The following is a 20,961-nucleotide window of genomic DNA, read 5'->3' as shown; positions in this document are numbered from 1 at the left end:
TCTTCTCTCGGTTCTTCGACGGGCAAGGCCGTCCGCGGAGACCGCCACCTTCCTCTCCGTGGGCAGCGTCATGTGTGTAAAAGAGCCAGCCCTGGCCCCATCCGGAGGTGCGGGTTCGGCACGGACCATACGGCGCGCGAACAGCCCGGTCGTCCGGATCGCGAGCTGGTCCTCACCGCCGGAACCCGCCAGCGCGGCGGCCAGGTGGGCGGCGGCGTGTTCGTCGGGTTTTTCCGGCAGATCGATCAACCCGCCCCACGCCTGGGGGTGTTCCAGGGCGGCGACCCGGCCGAGGCCCCAGAGGAGCGCCTGCGGCGCGCGGGTGACCGGGTCGTCCGGGCCGGTGGAGACGGCGCCCCGGGTCGCGCACCACAACGGGCCGGTGGCCGGGCCGAGATCGGTGACGGCCTGGACCAGGGCGAGGGTGGCGGAGAGCCCGCCCGGCAGCTCGGCGTGGCCGGGGTGGGGGCGGTCGTCGAGTGCCAGCAGGGACAGCACACCGCTGACGTTTCCGGCTTCGGATTCCAGACGGGCGGCGAGTGCTGCGCGGTCGTCGCCCGGGGCCACGGTCAGCGGCACGACGTCCGCGCCCGCAGTCGCCAACGCCGCGAGCGCGGCGGTGACATGGGGGTCGTCGTGCCGCCCGGCGGGCACGGCCGCCAGCCACCGGCCCGTGAGCCGGGCCGGTGCCGGTGTGCTGCCGACGGGTGTCCATGCCACGCGGTAGCGCCAGTTGTCGCCGGTGGCGCGGGCCCGGTGGCGGCGCCGCCAGGCGGACAGCGCGGGCAGTACGGAGCTGAGCGGGGCGTCGTCCGGGACGTGGAGGCGTTCGGTGAGGGCGGCGAGGTCCTCGCGCTCGACGGACTCCCAGAACTCGGCGTCGGCGGGGTCGCGTCGGACGCCGCGCAGCCAGTAGGCGGTGCGCTGGAAGGCGTAGGTGGGCAGTTCGGTGCGGCGCGGCCGGTGGGCCGCGAACAGCGGTGTCCAGTCCAGGGGCACGCCGTGGACGTGGAGCCGGGCGAACGCGGCGGTGACGGTGTCGGGTTCGGGCCGGCCGGTGCGCAGCATCGGGACGACGGCCGCGTCCTGCGGGACGAGTTCGCGGGCGAGGGCGGCGAGTCCGCCGCCGGGGCCGGCTTCGACCAGCCGGGTCGCGCCTTCGTGGACGAGGGTCGTGATCGCGTCGGCGAACCGCACGGGTTCGCGGATCTGGCGCACCCAGTAGGCGGGGTCGGCGAGTTCGTCGGCGGTGAGGCGGCGGCCGGTGAGGGTGGAGACGACGGGGACGGCGGGCGGCGCGAAGACCGCCTTGCCGGCCAGCGACCGGAAGTCCGCCAGCACGGGTTCCATCAGCGGGGAGTGGAACGCGTGGCTCACCGGGAGCCGCCGGGTGCGGCAGCCTCGCGCGGCGAGTTCGCCGGCGATCCGCGTCACCGCCTCGTCGGCGCCCGAGATCACCACGGACGCCGGGCCGTTGACGGCGGCCAGGGCGGCCGTGTCGCGATGGTCCGCGAGGAGCGGCAGGACGTCCTCCTCCGCCGCCCGGACCGCGATCATGGCGCCGCCCGGCGGCAGCGCCCGCATCAGCCGCCCCCGGGCCGCCACCAGGGCCGCCGCGTCGGCGAGCGAGAGCGCTCCGGCGGCGTGCGCGGCGGCGAACTCCCCGACCGAGTGGCCGGCCAGCGCCGTGGGCCGCACGCCCCACGACTCGATGAGCCGGTACAGCGCCACCCCGACTGCGAACAGGGCGGGTTGGGCGTATCCGGTGCTGTCCAGCAGCGCGGCGTCGTCACCGTGGAGGACGGCGCGCAGCGGGCGGTCGAGGTGGCGGTCCAGTTCGGCGCACGCCTCGTCGAACGCGTCGGCGAAGACGGGGAACGCGGCGTGCAGGTCGCGGCCCATGCCGGGGTGCTGGCTGCCCTGTCGGGGAAACAGCACAGGGGTGCCGCCCGCCGGTCCGGTCCGGCCCGTGACGGTGCCGGGCGGTGCCGGGTCGCCGTGGGCGAGGGCACTGAGTGCGGCGGTGAGTTGGTCCAGGTCCCGGCCGGTGACGACGGCCCGGTGCGGGAGGGCGGCGCGGGTGGTGGCGAGCGAGTGGCCGATGTCGGCGGCGTCGGGCGCGGGCAGGGCGAGGAGGTGGGTGAGGAGCCGTTCGGCCTGGCCGCGCAGGGCGGCGGCGCTGTGGGCGGAGACGGGCCAGGCGAGCGGAGTGGCCCGCTCGGTCACGCGCCGTTGTTCCCGTGTGATTTCGGGCGGGGCGGGTGCCTGTTCGACGATGGCGTGGGCGTTGGTGCCGCTGACGCCGAAGGAGGAGATTCCGGCGCGGCGTGGGCGGCCGTTGTCCGGCCAGGGAACGGGTTCGGTCAGCAGCTTCACCGCGCCGGAGTCCCAGTCGACGTGCGGGCTGGGCTCGTTGACGTGCAGGGTGCGCGGCAGCAGGTCGTTGCGCAGGGCCTGGACCATCTTGATGACGCCGCCGACTCCGGCGGCGGCCTGGGTGTGCCCGATGTTCGACTTCAACGACCCCAGCCACAGCGGGCGTTCGGCGGGCCGGCCCTGGCCGTAGGTGGCCAGCAGCGCCTGCGCCTCGATCGGATCACCGAGCGCGGTGCCGGTGCCGTGCGCCTCGACGGCGTCGATGTCGGCGGGCGACAGACCGGCGTTGGCGAGGGCCTGGCGGATGACGCGTTGCTGGGCGGGGCCGGTGGGCGCGGTGAGGCCGTTGGAGGCGCCGTCCTGGTTGACGGCGGGGCCGCGTACCACGGCGAGCACCGGGTGCCCGTTGCGGCGGGCGTCGGACAGCCGTTCCAGCAGCAGCATCCCGGCGCCCTCGCCCCGGCCGGGGCCGTCGGCCGCCGCCGCGAACGACTTGCCCCGGCCGTCGGCGGCCAGGCCCTGTTGGCGGCTGAACTCGGTGAACATGCCGGCGGCGGCCATCACGGCGACGCCGCCCGCCAGGGCCATCGCGCACTCGCGCTGCCGCAGCGCCCGCACCGCGAGGTGGAGCGCCACGAGCGAGGAGGAGCACGCGGTGTCCACGGAGACGGTCGGGCCTTCGAGACCGAAGGTGTAGGCGATGCGGCCGGACGCGACGCTGGGTGCGGTGCCGGTCAGCAGGTGCCCGGACAGCTCGTCCAGGTTCTCGCCGTCCGCCGCGTAGCCCTGGTAGGCGAGGCCGACGAACACGCCGGTGCGGGAGCCTCGTTGCGTCGCGGGGTCGATCCCGGCCCGCTCGTACGCCTCCCAGGTGATCTCCAGCAGGAGCCGCTGCTGCGGGTCCATGGCGAGCGCCTCGCGCGGCGAGATCCCGAAGAAGGCGGCGTCGAACCGGTCGGCTTCGTGCAGGAATCCGCCCGCGCGGGCGTAACACGTGCCGGGGCGGCCCGGTTCGGGGTCGTACAGCGCGTCGAGGTCCCAACCTCGGTTCTCGGGAAAGCCGGTGACGGCGTCGGTGCCGTCGGCGACGAGCCGCCACAGGTGTTCGGGGGTGTCGGCGTCGCCGGGGTAGCGGCAGCTCATGGCGACGATGGCGATCGGCTCGGTGTCCTTGGCCTCCGCCTGCTGGAGCAGCGCTTTGGTCTGCTTCAGGTCGGCGGTGACGCGCTTGAGGTAGTCGAGGAGCTTCTGCTCGTTCTGGCCGGACTGCTGGTTGCGCTCCTGCATGGTCCCTTTCACCTGCCGATTTCCTGGTCGACCAGCGCGAAGATGGTGTCGATCGTGGCTGTCCGGAGTTCCTCCTCGGCGCCTGTGGGCGTGCCCCGGCTGTCGTCGCCGTCCGGGTGGCCGGGGTCGTCGAGGAGGGCGAGGAGTCCGCCGAGCCGGGCGCGGACCCGGGCCCGCACGTCGGGGTCGCCGGTTCCGAGGGCGGCGACGGCGGATGCCAGCCGGTCGATCTCGCCGTCCACGGAGGTCACCGGGCCGGCGGGGTGGGGCACGAGAACGTCGCGGAGGTGTCCGGCGAGGGCCGACGGGGGCGGGTAGTCGAAGACGAGGGTGGCGGGGAGCCGGTGGCCGGTCGCGGCGGGCAGCCGGTTCCGCAGCTCCACGGAGGTCAGGGAGTCGAAGCCGAGGGCCTTGAACTCCCGCTCCGGCTCCACGTTCTGCGGCCCGGGCAGTCCGATGACGGCCGCCACCTGGGTGCGCACGATGTCCAGGACGGTGCGCCCGCGTTCGGCGTCGTCCAGACCGGCCAGTCGCCGACGCAGCGCCTGCGGCCCGCCGTTGGCGTCGGTGGCGGCGCGGCGCGCGGGCCGCGCGCCGGACACCAGCGCGCGCAGGATGTGCGGCACGTCGGCGTCCGTCGGCGCGGGCGCGTGGGCGGGTTTCGCGGCGAACCGCACGGGGACCGCGACGGCGGCCGGGCCGTTCCACGCGGCGTCGAACAGCGCGAGGCCCTCGGCCGCGCCGAACGACACCAGGCCGGAGCGGGCGAGGCGTTCCCGCTGCCGTTCGTCCATGGTCCCGGCCATGCCGCCGTCCGCCCACGGGCCCCAGGCGAGGGACACGGCGGGCAGCCCCTCCGCGCGGCGGGCCTGGGCGAGCGCGTCGAGACTGGCGTTGGCTGCCGCGTAGTTGCCCTGCCCGGCGCTGCCGAGGGTCGCGGCGACGGAGGAGAACAGGATGAACGCCGACAGGTCCAGGTGCCGCGTCAGCTCGTGCAGATGCAGCGCCGCGTCGGTCTTGGGCCGCAGCACGCGGGCCAGCCGGTCGGGGGTGAGCGCGCCGATCAGCCCGTCGTCCAGCACACCGGCCGCATGCACGACGGCGGGGAGGCCGTCGCCGTGGGCGGCGAGGAGCGCGGTGAGCGCGGCGCGGTCGGAGACGTCGCAGGCGGCGAACGTCACCTCGGCGCCGAGCGCGGTCAGTTCACCGCGCAGCGTGTCGGCGCCCGCGGCGCCGGGACCGCGCCTGCTCGCCAACAGCAGGCGCCGGACGCCGTGTTCGGTGACGAGATGGCGCGCCACGTGGGCGGCCAGCGCGCCCGGGGCGCCGGTGATGAGGACCGTGCCGTCCGGGTCCCAGCCGGCGGGAATCGTCAGGATCACCTTGCCGGTGTGCCGGGCCTGCCCGACGTGCCGCAGCGCCGTCCGGGCCTCGCGCACGTCCCAGCAGGTGAGGGGCAACGGGCGCAGCGCGCCGCGTTCGAAGAGACGCACCAGCTCGGTGAGCATGGCGCCGATCCGGTCGGGCCCGGCGTCCATGGTGTCGAACGCCCGGTAGGTCACGCCGGGTCGGTCCGCCGCGATCCCGGCGGCGTCCCTGACATCCGTCTTGCCCAGCTCCAGGAACCGGCCGCCGGGCCCGTTGAGCAGCCGCAGGGACGCGTCGACCGGCTCCCCGGCGAAAGAGTTGAGGACGACATCGACGCCGCGCCCGCCGGTCGCGGCGCGGAAGCGTTCCTCGAAGTCGAGGGTGCGGGAGGACGCGAGGCGGTCCGGACCGAGGCCGAGCGGTGCGAGCGAAGCCCACTTGGCGGGGCTCGCCGTTCCGTAGACCTCGGCGCCCAGGTGCCGGGCGAGTTGGGTGGCGGCCATGCCGACGCCGCCCGCCGCGGAGTGGATCAGCACGGACTCGCCCGGCCGCAGCCCGGCCAAATCGACCAAGGCGTAGTAGGCGGTGAGGAAGACGATGGGCACGGACGCCGCCTGGGCGAACGTCCAGCCGGCGGGCATCCGCGTCACCATGCGGTGGTCGGCCACGGCGAGCGGGCCGAACGCCTCCGCGAACATCCCGAACACCCGGTCCCCGGCCCGGAGTCCGGTCACCCCCGGGCCGGTGTCGACGACGACTCCGGCGCCTTCGCTGCCGAGCCGGGCCGTGTCGTCCGGGTACATGCCGACGGCGATCAGCGCGTCCCGGAAGTTCACGCCCGCGGCGCGGACCGCGATCCGGACCTGGCCCTCGCCCAGGGGGGCGGTGGCCGCGGGATGCGCGGCGAGGGCCAGCGCGTCGCGGGTTCCGGCGCCGGTCGCGGTCAGCCGCCGGGCGGGACCGCCCGGTTCGGGCACGAGGAGCCCGCCGGTGTCGGGCCGCGTGAGGCGTGGCACGTCGGCCGCGCCCTGCCGCAGCGCCACCTGCGGCTCGCCGCAGGCGAGGACGGCGGGGAGGGCATCGGCGGGCGCGGGGTGCCCGTCGAGGTCCACGAGCACGAAACGGCCCGGGTGTTCGGACTGTGCGGACCGCACCAGGCCCCAGACGGCGGCCTGCGCCGGATCGGGCGCCGGGTCGGACGCGTTGACGGCGACGGCACCACGGGTGGCGATCACCAGCCGGGTGGCGGCCAGCCGTTCGTCGGCGAGCCAGGTGTGGAGCAGGGCCAGCGCGTCGCGGGTCGCCCGGTGCGCCGCGTCGGGGCCCCGGTCGCCGGGGCGTTCGGCGATGACGGCGGCGGCGGGCGGTGGGGCGCCAGCGTCGAGTTCGGCGGTCAGCGCCGCCATCTCCTCGTACCGGCGCGGTGGTTGGGGCGTTTCGCTGTCCGGGGCGCCCGCCTGGGCGCGGTCGGGCAGCACCAGCGGCGTCCACGTCACGTGGAACAGCGAGCCGGGCGCGGGTCGCCGCGCGCCCGCCGTGGGGGCGGGACGCAGCCGGAGTGCGTCGATGTGCGCGACGGGCCGCCCGGCGGCGTCCGCGGCCCGCAAAGTCACCGCCCCGGGCCCGGCCGCGGCGAGGCGGACGCGGAGCACGGTGGCGCCGGTGGCGTGCACCGCCGCACCGCTGAACGAGAACGGCACCAGCGCCTCGCCGGTGTCGGGCAGCAACCCGCCCCGGCCGATGGCGTGCAGGGCCGCGTCGAGCAGCGCGGGGTGGACACCGAAACCGTCCACGGGGGTGCCGTCGGGCAGCGCGACCTCCGCCAACACCTCGTCGCCGCGCCGCCACAGCCCCCGCAGCCCCTGGAACGTGGGCCCGTAGCCGAAGCCGAGCGCCGTCAGCCGGTCGTAGCAGTCGTGGACGGGGACCGGTTCGGCGTCGGCCGGGGGCCAGACCGCCAGACCGGGATCGGGCGCCGGGTCGTCGGGGTCGCCCGTGAGCGTGCCGGAGGCGTGCCGGGTCCAGGGCGTGGCGGGGGCGGCGTTGTCGGCGCGCGCGTGGACACGGATCGCGCGGCGGCCGGGGCCGCCGTCGGCGCCGGCCGTGATCCGGAGCTGGACTCCGCCCTGTTCCGGCAGCACCAGTGGCGAGGCGAGGACCAGTTCCTCGACTTGTCCCCCCCCCCCCCCCCCCGCGGCCCGCAGGGCGAGATCGACCAGCGCCGTGCCGGGCAGCAACACCGCGCCGCCCACCCGGTGTTCGGCGAGCCAGCGGTGGTCGGCCAGGCAGAGCCGGCCGGTGAGGACCACACCGTCGCCGTCCGGCAGCGTCACGGCCGCGCCCAGCAGCGGATGCCCGGCGGGCCGCAGCCCGGCGCCGGTGAGGTCCCCGGCGGGAGCACGGTTGTCCAGCCAGTAACGCTGCCGCTGGAACGGGTAGGTGGGCAGGTCCACCCGGCGCGGACGGTGCCCGGCCAGCGGCCGGGTCCAGTCCACGGCGGCGCCCAGCACGTGGAGCCGGGCGAGCGCGGCGGCGAACGAGGCGGCCTCGGGCCGGTCCGGACGCAGGACGGGCACGGCGACCGGCTCACCGGCCGCCGGATCGAGGGAGTTCTGGGCGAGGGCGGCCAACACCCCACCGGGGCCGATCTCCAGAAAGGCGGTGATGCCGTCACCGGCCAGGGCGCGAACAGCGTCGTGGAAGCGTACGGCGTGCCTGGCGTGCCGCGTCCAGTGGTCCGGGTCGGCCAACTCCCCCGGGGTGACCGGGCGTCCGGTGAGGGCGGACACCAGCGGGATACGCGGAGGGCGGCAGTCCGCCCCGGCCACGACGGCGCGGAACTCGTCCAGCATCGGGTCCATCAGCGGCGAGTGGAACGCGTGACTGACGGCCAGCCGCTTCGTGCGGCGCCCCCGGGCGGCGAGGGTGCCCGCGATGCCGAGCACCGCGTGCTCGGCGCCCGACACCACCACGGACGACGGCCCGTTGACCGCCGCGAGGCTCACCATGTCCGGCCGGTCCGCCAGCAGCGGCAGCACCTCGTCCTCCGACGCCTCGACGGCGACCATCGCGCCGCCGGGCGGCAGCGCCTCCATCAGCCGGCCGCGTGCGGCGACCAGCCGGGCCGCGTCGGTGAGGGACCACACGCCCGCGACATGGGCGGCGGCGAACTCCCCGATGGAGTGCCCCGCCAGTGCCGCCGGTCGCACGCCCCACGACTCGGCAAGCCGGAACAGCGCCACCTCCACGGCGAACAGGGCGGCCTGTGTCCAGCCGGTCCGGTCCAGGGTCGCGGCATCGTCACCGAACACGACGTCCCGCACCGGCCGTCGCACGTGGCGGTCCAGCTCCGCGCACACCTCGTCGAAAGCGTCCGCGAACACCGGGAACGCCGCGTAGAGTTCCCGGCCCATTCCGAGACGCTGGCTGCCCTGCCCGGAGAAGAGGAACCCGACCCGGGCCGGTCGCGCGGCGTGGCCCTCCGCCACGGTGGTGTGGGGCTCTCCTGCCACGAGGGACCGCAGGCCGTCGAGGGCCGAGGCGGAGTCGGGTCCGACCACAACGGCCCGGTGTTCCAGCGCGGCCCTGCCGGTGGCCAACGCCCAGGCGACATCGGCGGCTTCGTACGGCGTCAGGTCGGTGCGGGCGGCACCGGACTCCGCGTCCAGCCGTGTCAGGAGCCGCGCGGCCTGGTCCCGCAGCGCGGCAACGCTGCCGCCGTACAGCGGCCAGCACACCACGGGCGGCACGCCGCCGGGCGTCCGGGCCTCGGTCTCGGGCGCGGCAGGCGGCTCTTCCACGATGACGTGGGCGTTGGTGCCGCTCACACCGAACGACGAGATCCCGGCGCGCCGAGGACGCCCGTTCCGCTCCCACACGACCGGTTCGGTCAACAGCCGCACCGCGCCTGCCGACCAGTCCACGTGCGGCGACGGCTCGTCCACGTGCAGCGTGCGCGGCACCAGGCCGTGATGGAGGGCCTGCACCATCTTGATGACGCCCGCCACCCCGGCGGCGGCCTGTGTGTGCCCGATGTTCGACTTCAACGACCCGAGCCACAGCGGGCGTTCGGCGGGCCGGTCCTCGCCGTAGGTGGCCAGCAGCGCCTGGATCTCGATCGGGTCGCCCAGCACCGTGCCCGTGCCATGGCCCTCGACCACATCCACATCGGCAGCCCGGTGACCGGCGTTGGCGAGTGCCTGGCGGATCACGCGCTGCTGGGCCGGACCACTGGGCGCGGTCAGGCCGTTGGACGCGCCGTCCTGGTTGATCGCCGAGCCGCGCACGACCGCCAGCACCGGGTGCCCGTTGCGCTCGGCGTCCGACAGCCGTTCCAGCAGCAGCAGTCCGGCGCCCTCGGACCAGCCGGTGCCGTCGGCCGCCGCCGCGAACGACTTGCACCGGCCGTCGGCCGCAAGACCGCGCTGGCGGCTGAACTCGACGAACGCGCTGGGGCTGGACATCACCGGCACGCCACCGACCAGCGCCATCGAACACTCGCCCTGCCGCAGCGCCTGCGCCGCCAGGTGCAGCGCCACGAGCGACGACGAACAGGCGGTGTCCACCGTGACGGCCGGGCCCTCCAGACCGAAGGTGTAGGCGATGCGTCCCGACACGACGCTGGCCGAACTCCCGGTGCCCACATAGCCTTCGAGGTCGTCGGGCGCGTTGACCAGGCGGGCGGCGTAGTCCTGGTAACCGGTCCCGACGAACACACCGGTCCGGCTGCCGCTCACCGACGCCGGGTCGATCCCGGCCCGTTCCAGCGCCTCCCAGGTGATCTCCAGCAGAAGTCGCTGCTGCGGGTCCATCGCGAGCGCCTCACGCGGGGAGATCCCGAAGAACAAGGGGTCGAACTCCGCGACGTCGTACAGGAACCCGCCCTCCCGCGCATAGCAGGAACCGGGCCGGTCCGGGTCGGGGTCGTAGAGGGCGTCCAGGTCCCAGTCACGGTCCGTGGGGAATCCGGCAACGGCGTCGCGTCCTTCGGCGACCAACTGCCACAACTCCTCCGGCGTGGTCACGCCACCGGGGTAGCGGCAGCTCATCGCGACGATGGCGATGGGGTCGTCCGGTGCCGCGACGCCCGGTGCGACGGTGGCGAGCGTCGTCGCGGCGGCGGAAGGCGTGAGCGCGGCGTGCAGGTGGGTGGCGAGCGCGGCGGGCGAGGAGTGGTCGAAGACCAGCGTGGCCGGAAGGCGCAGCCCGGTGGCGCGGGCCAGCCGGTCGCGGAGTTCGATGGCGGTGAGCGAGTCGAACCCCAGGTCGCGGAAGGCCCGTTCGGCGGGGACGGAGGCCGCGTCGCGATGTCCGACGACGGCCGCCGCCGTGTTCCGCACGAGGTCAAGCACGGCGGGCAGCCGCCCGGCCTCGGGCAGTTCGCCCAGCGTCAGGACGAACGGCGGTGTTCCGGCGTCCCGATCGCCGTCCCTCCCGACGTGTGCCGCGTCGAGCGCGGCCCCTGCCTCCGGCAGGTCGGCCAGAAGCGGACTCGGCCGCAGCAGTGTGAACGACGGGGCGAAGCGCTCCCAGGCGACGTCCGCGACCGTCACGTTGGTCTCGTCCGCCTCCAGCGCGGCGCACAGTGCGGTCAGCGCGGGCCCGGGCGGCAGCGCCGGCAGGCCGCGTTGCCTGAGCCGGTCCTCGGCACCGGTGTCCGCGACCATGCCGCCGTCGGCCCAGGGGCCCCAGGCGACGGCGGTGGCCGACAGGCCGCGCGCGCGGCGCTGTTCGGCCAGCGCGTCGAGAGCGGCGTTGGCGGCGGCATACGCGGCCTGGCCGCCACTGCCCCAGACACCGGCGATGGAGGAGAACAGCACGAACGCGTCCAGCGGTCGGTCGCCGAGCAGTTCGTCCAGGAGGGCGGCGCCCGCGGCCTTCGCCGCCAGGACGGCGGTGAACTCCTCGGCGGTGGTGTCGGCCAGCATCCCGGGCGTCCCGACTCCAGCGGCGTGCACGACGGCGGTGAGGCCGTCGCCGATCCCGTCCAGCAGCGCGGTCACCGCCTGCCGGTCGGCCATGTCGCAGGCCGTCACCGTCACCCGCGCCCCGAGGGCCTCCAACTCGGCGGTGAGCGCGGCGACTCCTTCGGCGGCACCGCCACGCCGGCTGGTGAGCACGACATGGTCGGCGCCGTTCGCGGCGTACCAGCGGGCAACGTGCCCGCCCAGAGCGCCCGTTCCGCCCGTCACGAGCACGGTGCCGCGCGGGGCGAGGGCCCGGGGGGCGCGGGACGCGTTCGGCGCGCGGAGGAGCCGGCGGACGTACACACCCGAGGTGCGGACGGCGAGTTGATCCTCCGGCGCGGCGCCACCAGCCAGAACGGAGACGAGACGCCCGGCGGCGCGCGTGTCCAGCGTGGTCGGCAAGTCGACAAGTCCGCCCCAGCGTTGGGGATGTTCCAGGGCAGCGACCCGGCCCAACGCCCAGGTCTGGGCCTGCGCGACAGTCGGGGGCGGATCGGACGGACCGACGCACACCGCGCCGCGCGTCGCGCACCACACGGGCGCGTCCAGATCCGCGTCACCGAGCGCCTGGATCAGGGTGAGGGTGGCGACCAGTCCGTTCGGGGCCACCGCCTGGTGAACGGGGTGGGGATCGGTGTCCATGGCGAGCAGGGACAGCACTCCGGCCGGGGGGATGTCCCCGGTGGCCGCGATCAGCCGCTCGGCCAGTGCGGCACGGTCCGTGCCGGGGGCCACAGTCAGGGGAACCATGTCGACGCCCGCGTCCTGAAGCAGGTGCACGACGGCGGATGTCCAGGGGTCGTTCTCCCAGCCGGCGGGGAGCGCGGTGAGCCAAGTGCCGTCGCTCGGCACGGTGGTGGTGAGCGCGGGGGCCGGTTTCCAGCCCACGCGGTAGCGCCAGGTGTCGATGGTGGTGCGTTCGCGGCGACGGCGCCGCCACGTGGACAGGGCGGGCAGTACGTCGGGCAGCGCGGCGTCACCGGGGAGTTGAAGCCGTTCGGTGACTGCCTCCAGGTCCTCTCGTTCCACGGCGGCCCAGAAGTCGGCCTCGGCGGGGTCGCCACCGGCCGGAGCATCTGGCCGCGCACCGGGCGGAGTGGCGGGCTCCAGCCAGTAGCGTTGCCGTTGGAAGGCGTAGGTCGGCAGATCGACGGGGCGGGCTCCGGTTCCGGCGAAGACCTTCGCCCAGTCCACTGGCACGCCGTGGACGTGGAGTTCGGCCAGGGCCGTGGTGACGGACACGCTCTCGGGCCGGTCCTTGCGCAGGACGGGCACGACAACAGCCGACTCATCCACCAGCTCGCGGGTCAGCGCCGCCAACGTCCCACCCGGGCCAACCTCGACGAACGCGCTCACCTCCCGCCCGGCCAGAGCCTGGACGGCGTCGGCGAAGCGGACGGGTTCGCGGATCTGCCGCACCCAGTACGACGGATCCGTGAACTCCCCACCGGAGCAGGCCGGAACCACCGGCAACGTGGGAGGGCTGAACACCACACTCGCGAGTTCCTCCTTGAACGCGGCGAGCATCGGCTCCATCAACGGCGAGTGGAACGCGTGCGACACCGCCAGCCGCTTCGTCCTCAGCCCGGCCGTCACCTCCATGACCGCCGCTTCCTCACCGGAGATCACCACCGAGGCGGGACCGTTAACCGCCCCGATCCCCACCCGGTCCTCGAAACCGGCAAGACGGGAAAGCACTTCCGCTTCCGTCGCCTGGACAGCGACCATCACACCGCCCGCAGGCAGACCGCCCATCAACCGGCCCCGCGCCACCACCAAACGGGCCGCATCCTCCAAAGAGAAGACACCCGCGACATGCGCGGCGGCGAACTCACCGATGGAGTGCCCCGCCACCACATCCGGCCGCACACCCCACGACTCAAGAAGCCGGAACAACGCCACCTCAACCGCGAACAACCCAGGCTGCGCAACAACCGTCCCGTTCACCGCCTCCGACCCCAACAAGTCCCGCAACGGCAAGCCGACGACCGCGCACACCTCATCAAAGGCATCCGCGAAAACAGGGAACGCCTCACACAACTCCCGGCCCATACCCAACCGCTGACTCCCCTGCCCCGAGAACAAGAAGGCGGTTTTCTTGCCTTTGCGCCTCGCCACGCCCTGGATGTCGAGGTGGTCGAGTCCGGACAGGAGTTCCTCGCGGTCGGTGCCGATGACCGCAGCGCGGTGGGGAAGGGCCGCGCGGGCGGTGGCCAGTGACCGGGCGATGTCGGCGGGGCGGAGGTCGGGCCGGTCGACTACGAACGCGCGGGGCCTGGCGGCTTGTTCGCGCAGCGCGTCGGTGGTGTGTGCCGACAGCAGCCAGGTGACGGGCCCGGGTACGTCGGAGGGCGTGGGTGATTCCCGTTCGGGTTCTGGCTGTTGGTCTTCCTCAAGGATGACGTGGGCGTTGGTGCCGCTGACACCGAAGGCGGAGACGGCCGCGCGGCGCGGGTGGCCGTTCTCCGACCAGGTGACGGGCTCGGTCAGCAGACGCACCGCACCCGCCGACCAGTCCACGTGCGGGGAGGGCTCGTCCACGTGCAGCGTGCGCGGCAACAACCCATGCCGCAACGCCAGCACCATCTTGATCACACCACCCACACCGGCAGCCGCCTGCGCGTGCCCGATGTTCGACTTCAACGACCCCAACCACAACGGCCGATCCGCATCACGCTCCCGCCCGTACGTGGCAAGCAACGCCTGCGCCTCGATCGGATCACCCAGCGACGTCCCCGTCCCATGCCCCTCGACCGCATCCACATCGGTCGGCAAGAGGCCGGCGTCGGCGAGTGCTTGGCGGATGACGCGCTGCTGGGCCGGGCCGTTGGGCGCGGTCATGCCGTTGGACGCGCCGTCCTGGTTGATGGCGGAGCCACGGACCATCGCCAGCACGCGGTGGCCGTTGCGGCGGGCGTCGGAGAGGCGTTCGACGAGGAGCACGCCCACCCCCTCGGACCAGCCCGTTCCGTCGGCACCGGCCGCGAACGCCTTGCAGCGGCCGTCCGGTGCCAGGCCGCGCTGACGGCTGAACTCCATGAAGGCGCCGGGTGTCGACATGACGGTGGTGCCGCCGACCAGGGCCATGGAGCACTCGTCACGGCGCAGCGCCTGGACGGCGAGGTGCAGCGCGACGAGTGACGAGGAGCAGGCGGTGTCGACGGTGACGGCCGGGCCTTCGAGGCCGAAGACGTAGGCGATGCGGCCGGAGATGACGGCGGCGATGTTGCCGATGCCGAGGTAGCCGTCGCAGTCGTCCGGCGAGGTGGACAGCCGGGCGTAGTCCTGGCCGCTGTTCCCGGCGAACACGCCGGTGCGGGAGCCCCGTAGCGTCGTCGGGTCGATGCCGGCGTGTTCGAACGCCTCCCAGGCCACTTCGAGAAGGAGTCGCTGCTGGGGGTCGGTGGCCAGGGCCTCGCGTGGTGAGATCCCGAAGAAACCGGCGTCGAACTCGGTGGCGTCGTACAGGAATCCGCCCTCGCGTACGTAGCAGGTGCCCGGGCGGGCGGGGTCGGGGTCGCAGCTGGCCCGTTCGTACAGGAATCCGCCCTCGCGTACGTAGCAGGTGCCCGGGCGGGCGGGGTCGGGGTCGTAGAGCCCGTCGAGGTCCCAGCCGCGGTTGTCGGGGAACGGGCCGATGGCGTCCCGTTCGTTGGCCACCAGGTCCCACAGGTCGTCCGGGGTGCGGACGTCTCCGGGGTAGCGGCAGCTCATGCCGACGATGGCGATGGGTTCGCGGGAGGCGTCGGTGAGGTTCTGGTTTTCGCGTCGCAGGCGTTCGGTTTCCTTCAGCGAGGCCCGCAGTGCCTGAATGAGGCGGTCGTCAGACATGGTCAAGGTGTGCTCCCTGTTCGGGCGTGCTTCAGGATTCGCTGTCGCCGAGGGCGAGTTGGACGAGTGCGTCGACGTCCATCGCGGCGATGGAGTCCGCGTCGACCTCGGTGTCGGAGCGGTTCGGCCGGGGTGCGGGGTCCGCGAGCCGGAGCAGAGCGGGCATGATTCCGGCCTCCTTCAGGCGCCGGATGGGGATCGCCGCAAGGACGCGGCGGATGTCGTTCTCCTCCGCCTCGGTCGGGTGGTCGGGGCCGGGTGGTGTGTCGGCGGTGTGGGGCGCGAGCCGGGCGCGCAGGTGGCTGTCCCTTATACACATTTCCGAGCCCACGAGCCAGGCAGGAAACACGAATGCCGTCCTCCGCTTGAAAAAACCAAATAAGCAATGCCTCACATCCACATCATCTCATAGTTGTCTATCTTGCCGACGAAGACTCCGGTCGTACTGCCGCGCAGGTCGGCCGGGTTGAGGCGGGCGCGCTCCAGTGTCTCCCACGCGGTCTCCAGCAGGAGCCGCTGTTGCGGGTCCATGGCGAGCGCCTCGCGGGGGGAGCCGCAGGCCGGTCGTGGTGGCAAGACGGTTGCGGAGTTCGACGGCGGTGAGGGAGTCGAATCCCAGGTCGCGGAAGGCGCGTTCGGGGTCGATCGCGTCGGCCTCGGGGTGCCCGAGGGCTGCGGCGGCTTCGGTGCGGACGATGCCGAGGAGCGTCTCGTGCTGTTCGGCCTGGGTCATCCGTGCGAGCTGTTCGGTCAGTTGGGCTGCTTCGTGGTCGGTGGCCGGGGTTGTCGTGCCTGTTCCGTCGCCGTTCGTGCTGGGGGTGAGCGCGGCGCGGACGTCGGGGAGGCCGTCGAGGAGCGGGCTGGGACGGCTCAGGGTGAAAGCGGGGGCGAAGCGGGCCCAGTCGATGTCCGCGACGATCTCGGTGGTTTCGTCCTGGTCGAGGGCGTCGCGGAGCGCGGTGATCGCCAGGGCGGGCGCGAGGGTGTTGAGTCCGCGCCGCCGGAGGTGTTCTTCGGCTCCGGCGTGGTCGGTTGCCATGCCGCCGTCGGCCCAGGGTCCCCAGGCGAGCGAGGTGGCGCGCAGGCCACGGGCGCGTCGGTGGTGGGCGAGCGCGTCGAGGTAGGCGTTGGCGGCCGAGTAGGCCGCCTGGTTGCCGCTGCCCCAGACGCCGGCGACGGACGAGAACATGATGAACGCGTCCAGCGGCTGGTCGCCGAGGAGTTGGTCCAGGTGGGCGGCGCCGGTGGCCTTCGCGGCGAGCACGGCGGCCAGTTGGGCGGGGCTGGTGTCGCGGAGCGGCGTGAACTGGGGCAGTCCGGCGGCGTGGACGACGGCGGTCGGGGCGTCTTTCTGGCCGAGGTCGGCGAGGAGCCGGGCGAGGTCGTCGCGGTCGGCGATGTCGCAGGCGGCGATGGTGACGCGGGCGCCGCGCTGTTCGAGATCGGTCCGGAGTTCGGCGGTGCCGGGCGCGGTGGCGCCTCGCCTGCTGGTGAGGACCAGATGTTCGGCGCCCTGGTCGGCGAGCCAGCGGGCCGCGTGGGCGCCGAGCGCGCCGGTTCCGCCGGTGATGAGCACGGTGCCGTGGGGGCGCCATCCGCCGTCCGGGTCCACCGGCCGGGGCGTGGTCCGGGCACGGGCGCGGGTCAGGCGCGGTACGAACACGCCGGCGTCGCGGATCGCGTACTGGTCGTCCCCGGTGTCGCCGTTGGCGAGCGCTGCGGCGAGGCGGCCGAGAACGCGCGGATTCACGGTGTGCGCCTCGGTGTTGGCTCCGGCGTCGGGCCGTGGGGCGGGCAGGTCGATCAAGCCGCCCCAGCGCTGGGATTCTTCGAGGGCGGCGGCGCGGCCGAGTCCCCAGAGGAGGGCGCCGTCCGGGTGATGCAGGGAGTCTGTGGGGCCGGTGGAGACGGCGCCGCGCGTGACGCACCACAGCCGGGCGTTCATGCCGATGTCGCCCATGGCCTGGAGGAGTTGCGTGACGAACAGCGCCGACTCGTGGCCGTGCGGGGCGGTGGGGGGAAGGGCTTGTCCGAGGTCGCACGGGAGTCCCCGTACGTGGAGGGCGGCGAGCGCGGTGAGGACGGACTCGTCCTCCGGGCGGTCGGGGCGCAGCGTGGCGAGCGCGGTGACGGCGGGTGTCTGGTCGTCCAGGGCTTCTTCGGCCATGGCGGGGAGCACGGCTCCCGGCCCCAGCTCCAGGAGCGTCGTCACGCGCTCGGCCGCGAGGGCGCGGACGGCGTCGTGGAAACGAACGGTGTGGCGGGCGGGCCTGATCCAGTGCTCGGGGGCGCGGGGGTCCGCCGCGGTGGCCGGGCGTCCGGTGACCGTGGACACGAGGGGGACGGTCGGGGCGTGGAAGGGGATGTGGCGCAGCAGGGCGCGGAGTTCGTCCAGGATGGGTTCCATCAGCGGTGAGTGGAACGCGTGCGAGACGGGCAGCCGCTTCACGCGCCGTCCCTGGGCGGCGAGGAGCTGCGCGATCGGGGTCACGGTGTCTTCGGCGCCGGAGATCACCACGGACGCCGGGCCGTTGACGGCGGCGATGGCCACCGTGTCGGCGTGGGCGGCGAGGAGGGGCGCGGGGTCGGCCTCGGACGCCTCGACGGCGATCATCGTGCCCTTGTCGGCGGGCAGTTGCGGCATCAGCCGGGCGCGGGCGGCGACGATCGCGACGGCGTCGGGGAGGCGGAGCACGCCCGCCGCGTGGGCGGCGGCCAGTTCCCCGATGGAGTGGCCGGCGAGCAGATCGGGCTGGACGCCCCATGAGGTGAAGAGACGGAACAGCGCCACCTCGATCGCGAAGAGGGCGGGCTGTGTGGTGAGCGTCTGGTCGAGGACGGCTTGGTCGTCGCCGAACACGGCGTCCCGCAGGGGGCGTTCCAGGTGGGTGTCGAAGTGGGCGCACGCCTCGTCGAAGGCGTCGGCGAACGCCGGGTGCGTTGCGCGCAGGACGCGTCCCATGCCCGCCCGCTGGCTGCCCTGCCCGGAGAACAGCAGTGCGATCCGCCCGCCGTTGGCGGTCCCGCGCACCACTCCGGAGGGCGTGCCGCCGGTCCGTTCCGCCGTCAACGCGTCCAGCCCGGTGAGGAGTCCGGCGCGGTCGCGACTGATGACGACGGCGCGGTGGTGCAGTGCCGTGCGGGTGCGGGCGAGGGCGTGCGCGAGGTCGGCGGATTGCTGGTCGGGGTGGGTGCGGGCGGGGGCCAGCAATCGCCGGGCCTGTGCGCGGAGTGCGGGTGCGTCCGAGCCCGACACCGGCCAGGCGACGACGGGTTGCGGCGTGCCCGGGTCGGCCGCGTCGCCCCGCGCGGGGACGGGGGTCCAGGTGGGTGCCTCTTCGATGATGACGTGGCTGTTGGTGCCGCTGACGCCGAACGCGGGGACGGCGGCGCGGCGCGGCCGTTGGCCTTCGGGCCAGTGGACGGGCTCGGTCAGCAGCCGGACCGCGCCGGAGGTCCAGTCGGCGTGCGGCGTGGGTTCGTCCACGTGGAGGGTGTGCGGAAGGTGTCCGTTCCGCAGCGCGAGGACCATCTTGATGACTCCGGCGACGCCGGCCGCCGCCTGGGTGTGTCCGATGTTGGACTTCAAGGAGCCGAGCCACAGAGGGCGTTCGTCCGGGCGGTCCTGGCCGTAGGTGGCGAGCAGGGCCCGCGCCTCGATGGGGTCGCCGAGCGCGGTGCCCGTGCGGTGGGCCTCGACCACGTCCACATCGGCCGCCGTGAGACGGGCGTTGGCGAGGGCCTGGCGGATGACGCGCTGCTGGGCGGGGCCGTTGGGCGCGGTGAGGCCGTTGCTGGCGCCGTCCTGGTTCACGGCCGAACCGCGCACCACGGCGAGCACGGGGTGTCCGTCGCGCAGGGCGTCGGAGAGCCGTTCCAGCAGCAGCATGCCGACGCCCCCGCCCCAGCCGGTGCCGTCGGCCGCCGCGGCGAACGGCTTGCACCGTCCGTCGGGTGCCAGGCCGCGCTGGCGGCTGAACTCCACGAAGGCGTTGGGGCTCGACATGACGCAGGCGCCGCCGACCAGGGCCATGGCGCATTCGCCCTGGCGGAGCGCCTGGGCCGCCAGGTGGAGCGCGACCAGGGAGGAGGAGCAGGCGGTGTCGATGGTCACGGCCGGGCCTTCGAGGCCGAGGGCGTAGGCGATGCGGCCGGACATGACGCTGCTGGAACTGCCGGTCAGGAGATGGCCCTCGACGCCTTCGGGCAGCGTGTCGAGCCCGGCTCCGTAGCCCTGGTGGCCGGAGCCGACGAAGACTCCGGTCGTACTGCCGCGCAGGTCGGCCGGGTTGAGGCGGGCGCGCTCCAGTGTCTCCCACGCGGTCTCCAGCAGGAGCCGCTGTTGCGGGTCCATGGCGAGCGCCTCGCGGGGCGAGATCCCGAAGAACGCGGCGTCGAACTCGCCCGCGTCGTGGAGGAATCCGCCCTCGGTGACGTAGGTGGTGCCGGGGTGTTCGGGGTCGGGGTGGTGGAGCGCGTCGAGGTCCCAGCCCCGGTCGGTGGGGAACCCGGTCACGGCGTCGGCGCCGGAGGCGAGCAGGTGCCACAGGTCGTCGGGGGTGCGGACTCCGCCGGGGAAGCGGCAGCTCATCGCGACGATTGCCAACGGCTCGTCGGCGGGCGCCGCTGTGGGGGCCGCGCCCGTCGCGCGGGCGGTGACGTCTCCCGGCGGGGGCGCGTCGTCGCCGGTGCGGGTGGAGAGGTGGGTGGCGAGAGCGGCGGCGTTGGGGTGGTCGAAGACGAGGGTGGTGGGCAGGGTCAGGCCGGTCGCGGCGGTCAGCCGGTCGCGCAGTTCGACAGCGGTGAGGGAGTCGAAGCCGAGTTCCTGGAACGCCCGTGCCGGGGCGACGGCTTGGGCGTCGCGGTGCCCGAGGACGGCGGCGACCCCGGCGCGCACCAGATCGAGGAGCGCGCGGTCGCGGGCCGGCTGGGGGAGCGCCGCGAGCCGTTCGCGCAGGGCGGCCGACTCCTCCGTCGCCTCCTCCGGGTGTCCCCGGCCGGGGGTGTGGGTGTCCGGCCGCCCGGATCGTGTGGCGGGCGCGGGGAGGTCGGCCCGCAGCGGACTCGGCCGGGCGATGGGGAACGAGGGCGCGAACCGGGTCCAGTCGACGTCGGCGACGGTCACTGTCGTCTCGTCGTGGTCGAGAGCCTGTCGCAGGGCGGCGAGCGCGGTGTCCGGCGGCATGGCGGGCAGGCCCCGGCGCCGCAGGGGTGCCTCGGCGCCGTCGCCGCCGGCCATACCGCCGTCGGCCCACGGGCCCCAGGCGACGGCGGTGGCGGACAGGCCGCGTGCGCGCCGGTGTTCGGCGAGCGCGTCGAGGTAGGCGTTGGCGGCGGCGTACGCCGCCTGGTTGCCGCTGCCCCACACTCCGGCGACGGAGGAGAACAGGACGAACGCGTCCAGCGGCCGGTCGGCCAGCAGTTCGTCCAGGTGCGCCGCCCCGGCGACCTTGGCGCCGATCACGGCGGCCAGTTCGTCCGGGCCGGTCTCGCGGACGGGGCTGAACTGGGGTGCGCCGGCCGCGTGTACCACCGCGGTGAGTCCGTCGGCGCGGTCGAGGAGGGCCGCGAGCGCGTCGCGGTCGGACACGTCGCAGGCGGTGATGGTGACGCGGGCACCCAACGCTTCGATGGTGGCGGCCAGTTCACCGGCTCCCGTCGCGTTCGTGCCCTGTCGGCTCGTCAGGATGAGGTGCTGGGCGCCGTTGTTGGCCAGCAGGCGGGCGACGCGAGCGCCGAGGGCGCCCGTGCCGCCGGTGATGAGGACGGTGCCGCGCGGGCGCCACTCCCGGCGGCCGAGGTGGTGCGCGACGCGCGGTGCGCGCACCAGCCTGCGGCCGTAGGTGGCGGAGGAGCGCAGGGCGATCTGGTCTTCGCCGGTGGTGCCGCTCAGCGCGGCGGCGAGCCGGCCCGCGGCCCGTCCGGTCAGCTCGCGGTCCTCCGGCACGTCGATCAACCCGCCCCACACCGCGGGTAGTTCCAGAGCCAGGGAACGGCCGAGTCCCCAGGTCATGGCCTGGCGCGGGCTGGTCACGCGGTCCGAGCGGCCGATGGTGACGGCGCCGCGTGTGACGCACCATAGCCGGGTGGGCGTGCCGTCGAGTGCGCGGGCGAGGGCCGTGGTGAGCGCGAG

3 protein-coding genes and 2 pseudogenes are annotated in these 20,961 nt (G+C 74.5%); all 5 read right to left on the bottom strand.

The window, feature by feature from the left end; genetic code table 11:
* A partial coding sequence (locus BN2279_RS04765; RefSeq protein WP_159037067.1) for a type I polyketide synthase occupies positions 1 to 3,663 on the bottom strand: 3,663 nt, incomplete at its 3' end.
* An 8-nt stretch (positions 3,664 to 3,671) separates the two neighbouring features.
* The gene (locus BN2279_RS04760) at positions 3,672 to 14,828 is read right to left on the bottom strand and encodes a type I polyketide synthase (protein ID WP_059006783.1); all 11,157 of its coding nucleotides are present in this window, start codon (positions 14,826 to 14,828) and stop codon (positions 3,672 to 3,674) included.
* Between the two features lie 31 nt (positions 14,829 to 14,859).
* Positions 14,860 to 15,147 carry a hypothetical protein gene (locus BN2279_RS04755; RefSeq protein WP_159037066.1) on the bottom strand — a complete coding sequence of 96 codons (288 nt, stop codon included), beginning with the start codon at positions 15,145 to 15,147 and terminating at the stop codon, positions 14,860 to 14,862.
* Between the two features lie 92 nt (positions 15,148 to 15,239).
* A pseudogene (locus BN2279_RS31675) lies at positions 15,240 to 15,380 on the bottom strand (beta-ketoacyl synthase N-terminal-like domain-containing protein); the annotation flags it as partial.
* Positions 15,376 to 20,862 (bottom strand): annotated as a pseudogene (locus BN2279_RS04750) (type I polyketide synthase); the annotation flags it as partial. The pseudogenes BN2279_RS04750 and BN2279_RS31675, both read right to left, overlap by 5 nt.
* Positions 20,863 to 20,961: the final 99 nt, after the last annotated feature.

Source organism: Streptomyces specialis, from assembly GCF_001493375.1.
GTDB classification, from domain to species: domain Bacteria; phylum Actinomycetota; class Actinomycetes; order Streptomycetales; family Streptomycetaceae; genus Streptomyces; species Streptomyces specialis.
The sequence above is the reverse complement of the archived record's forward strand: the minus strand, read 5'-3'. Positions and strand labels throughout refer to the sequence as shown.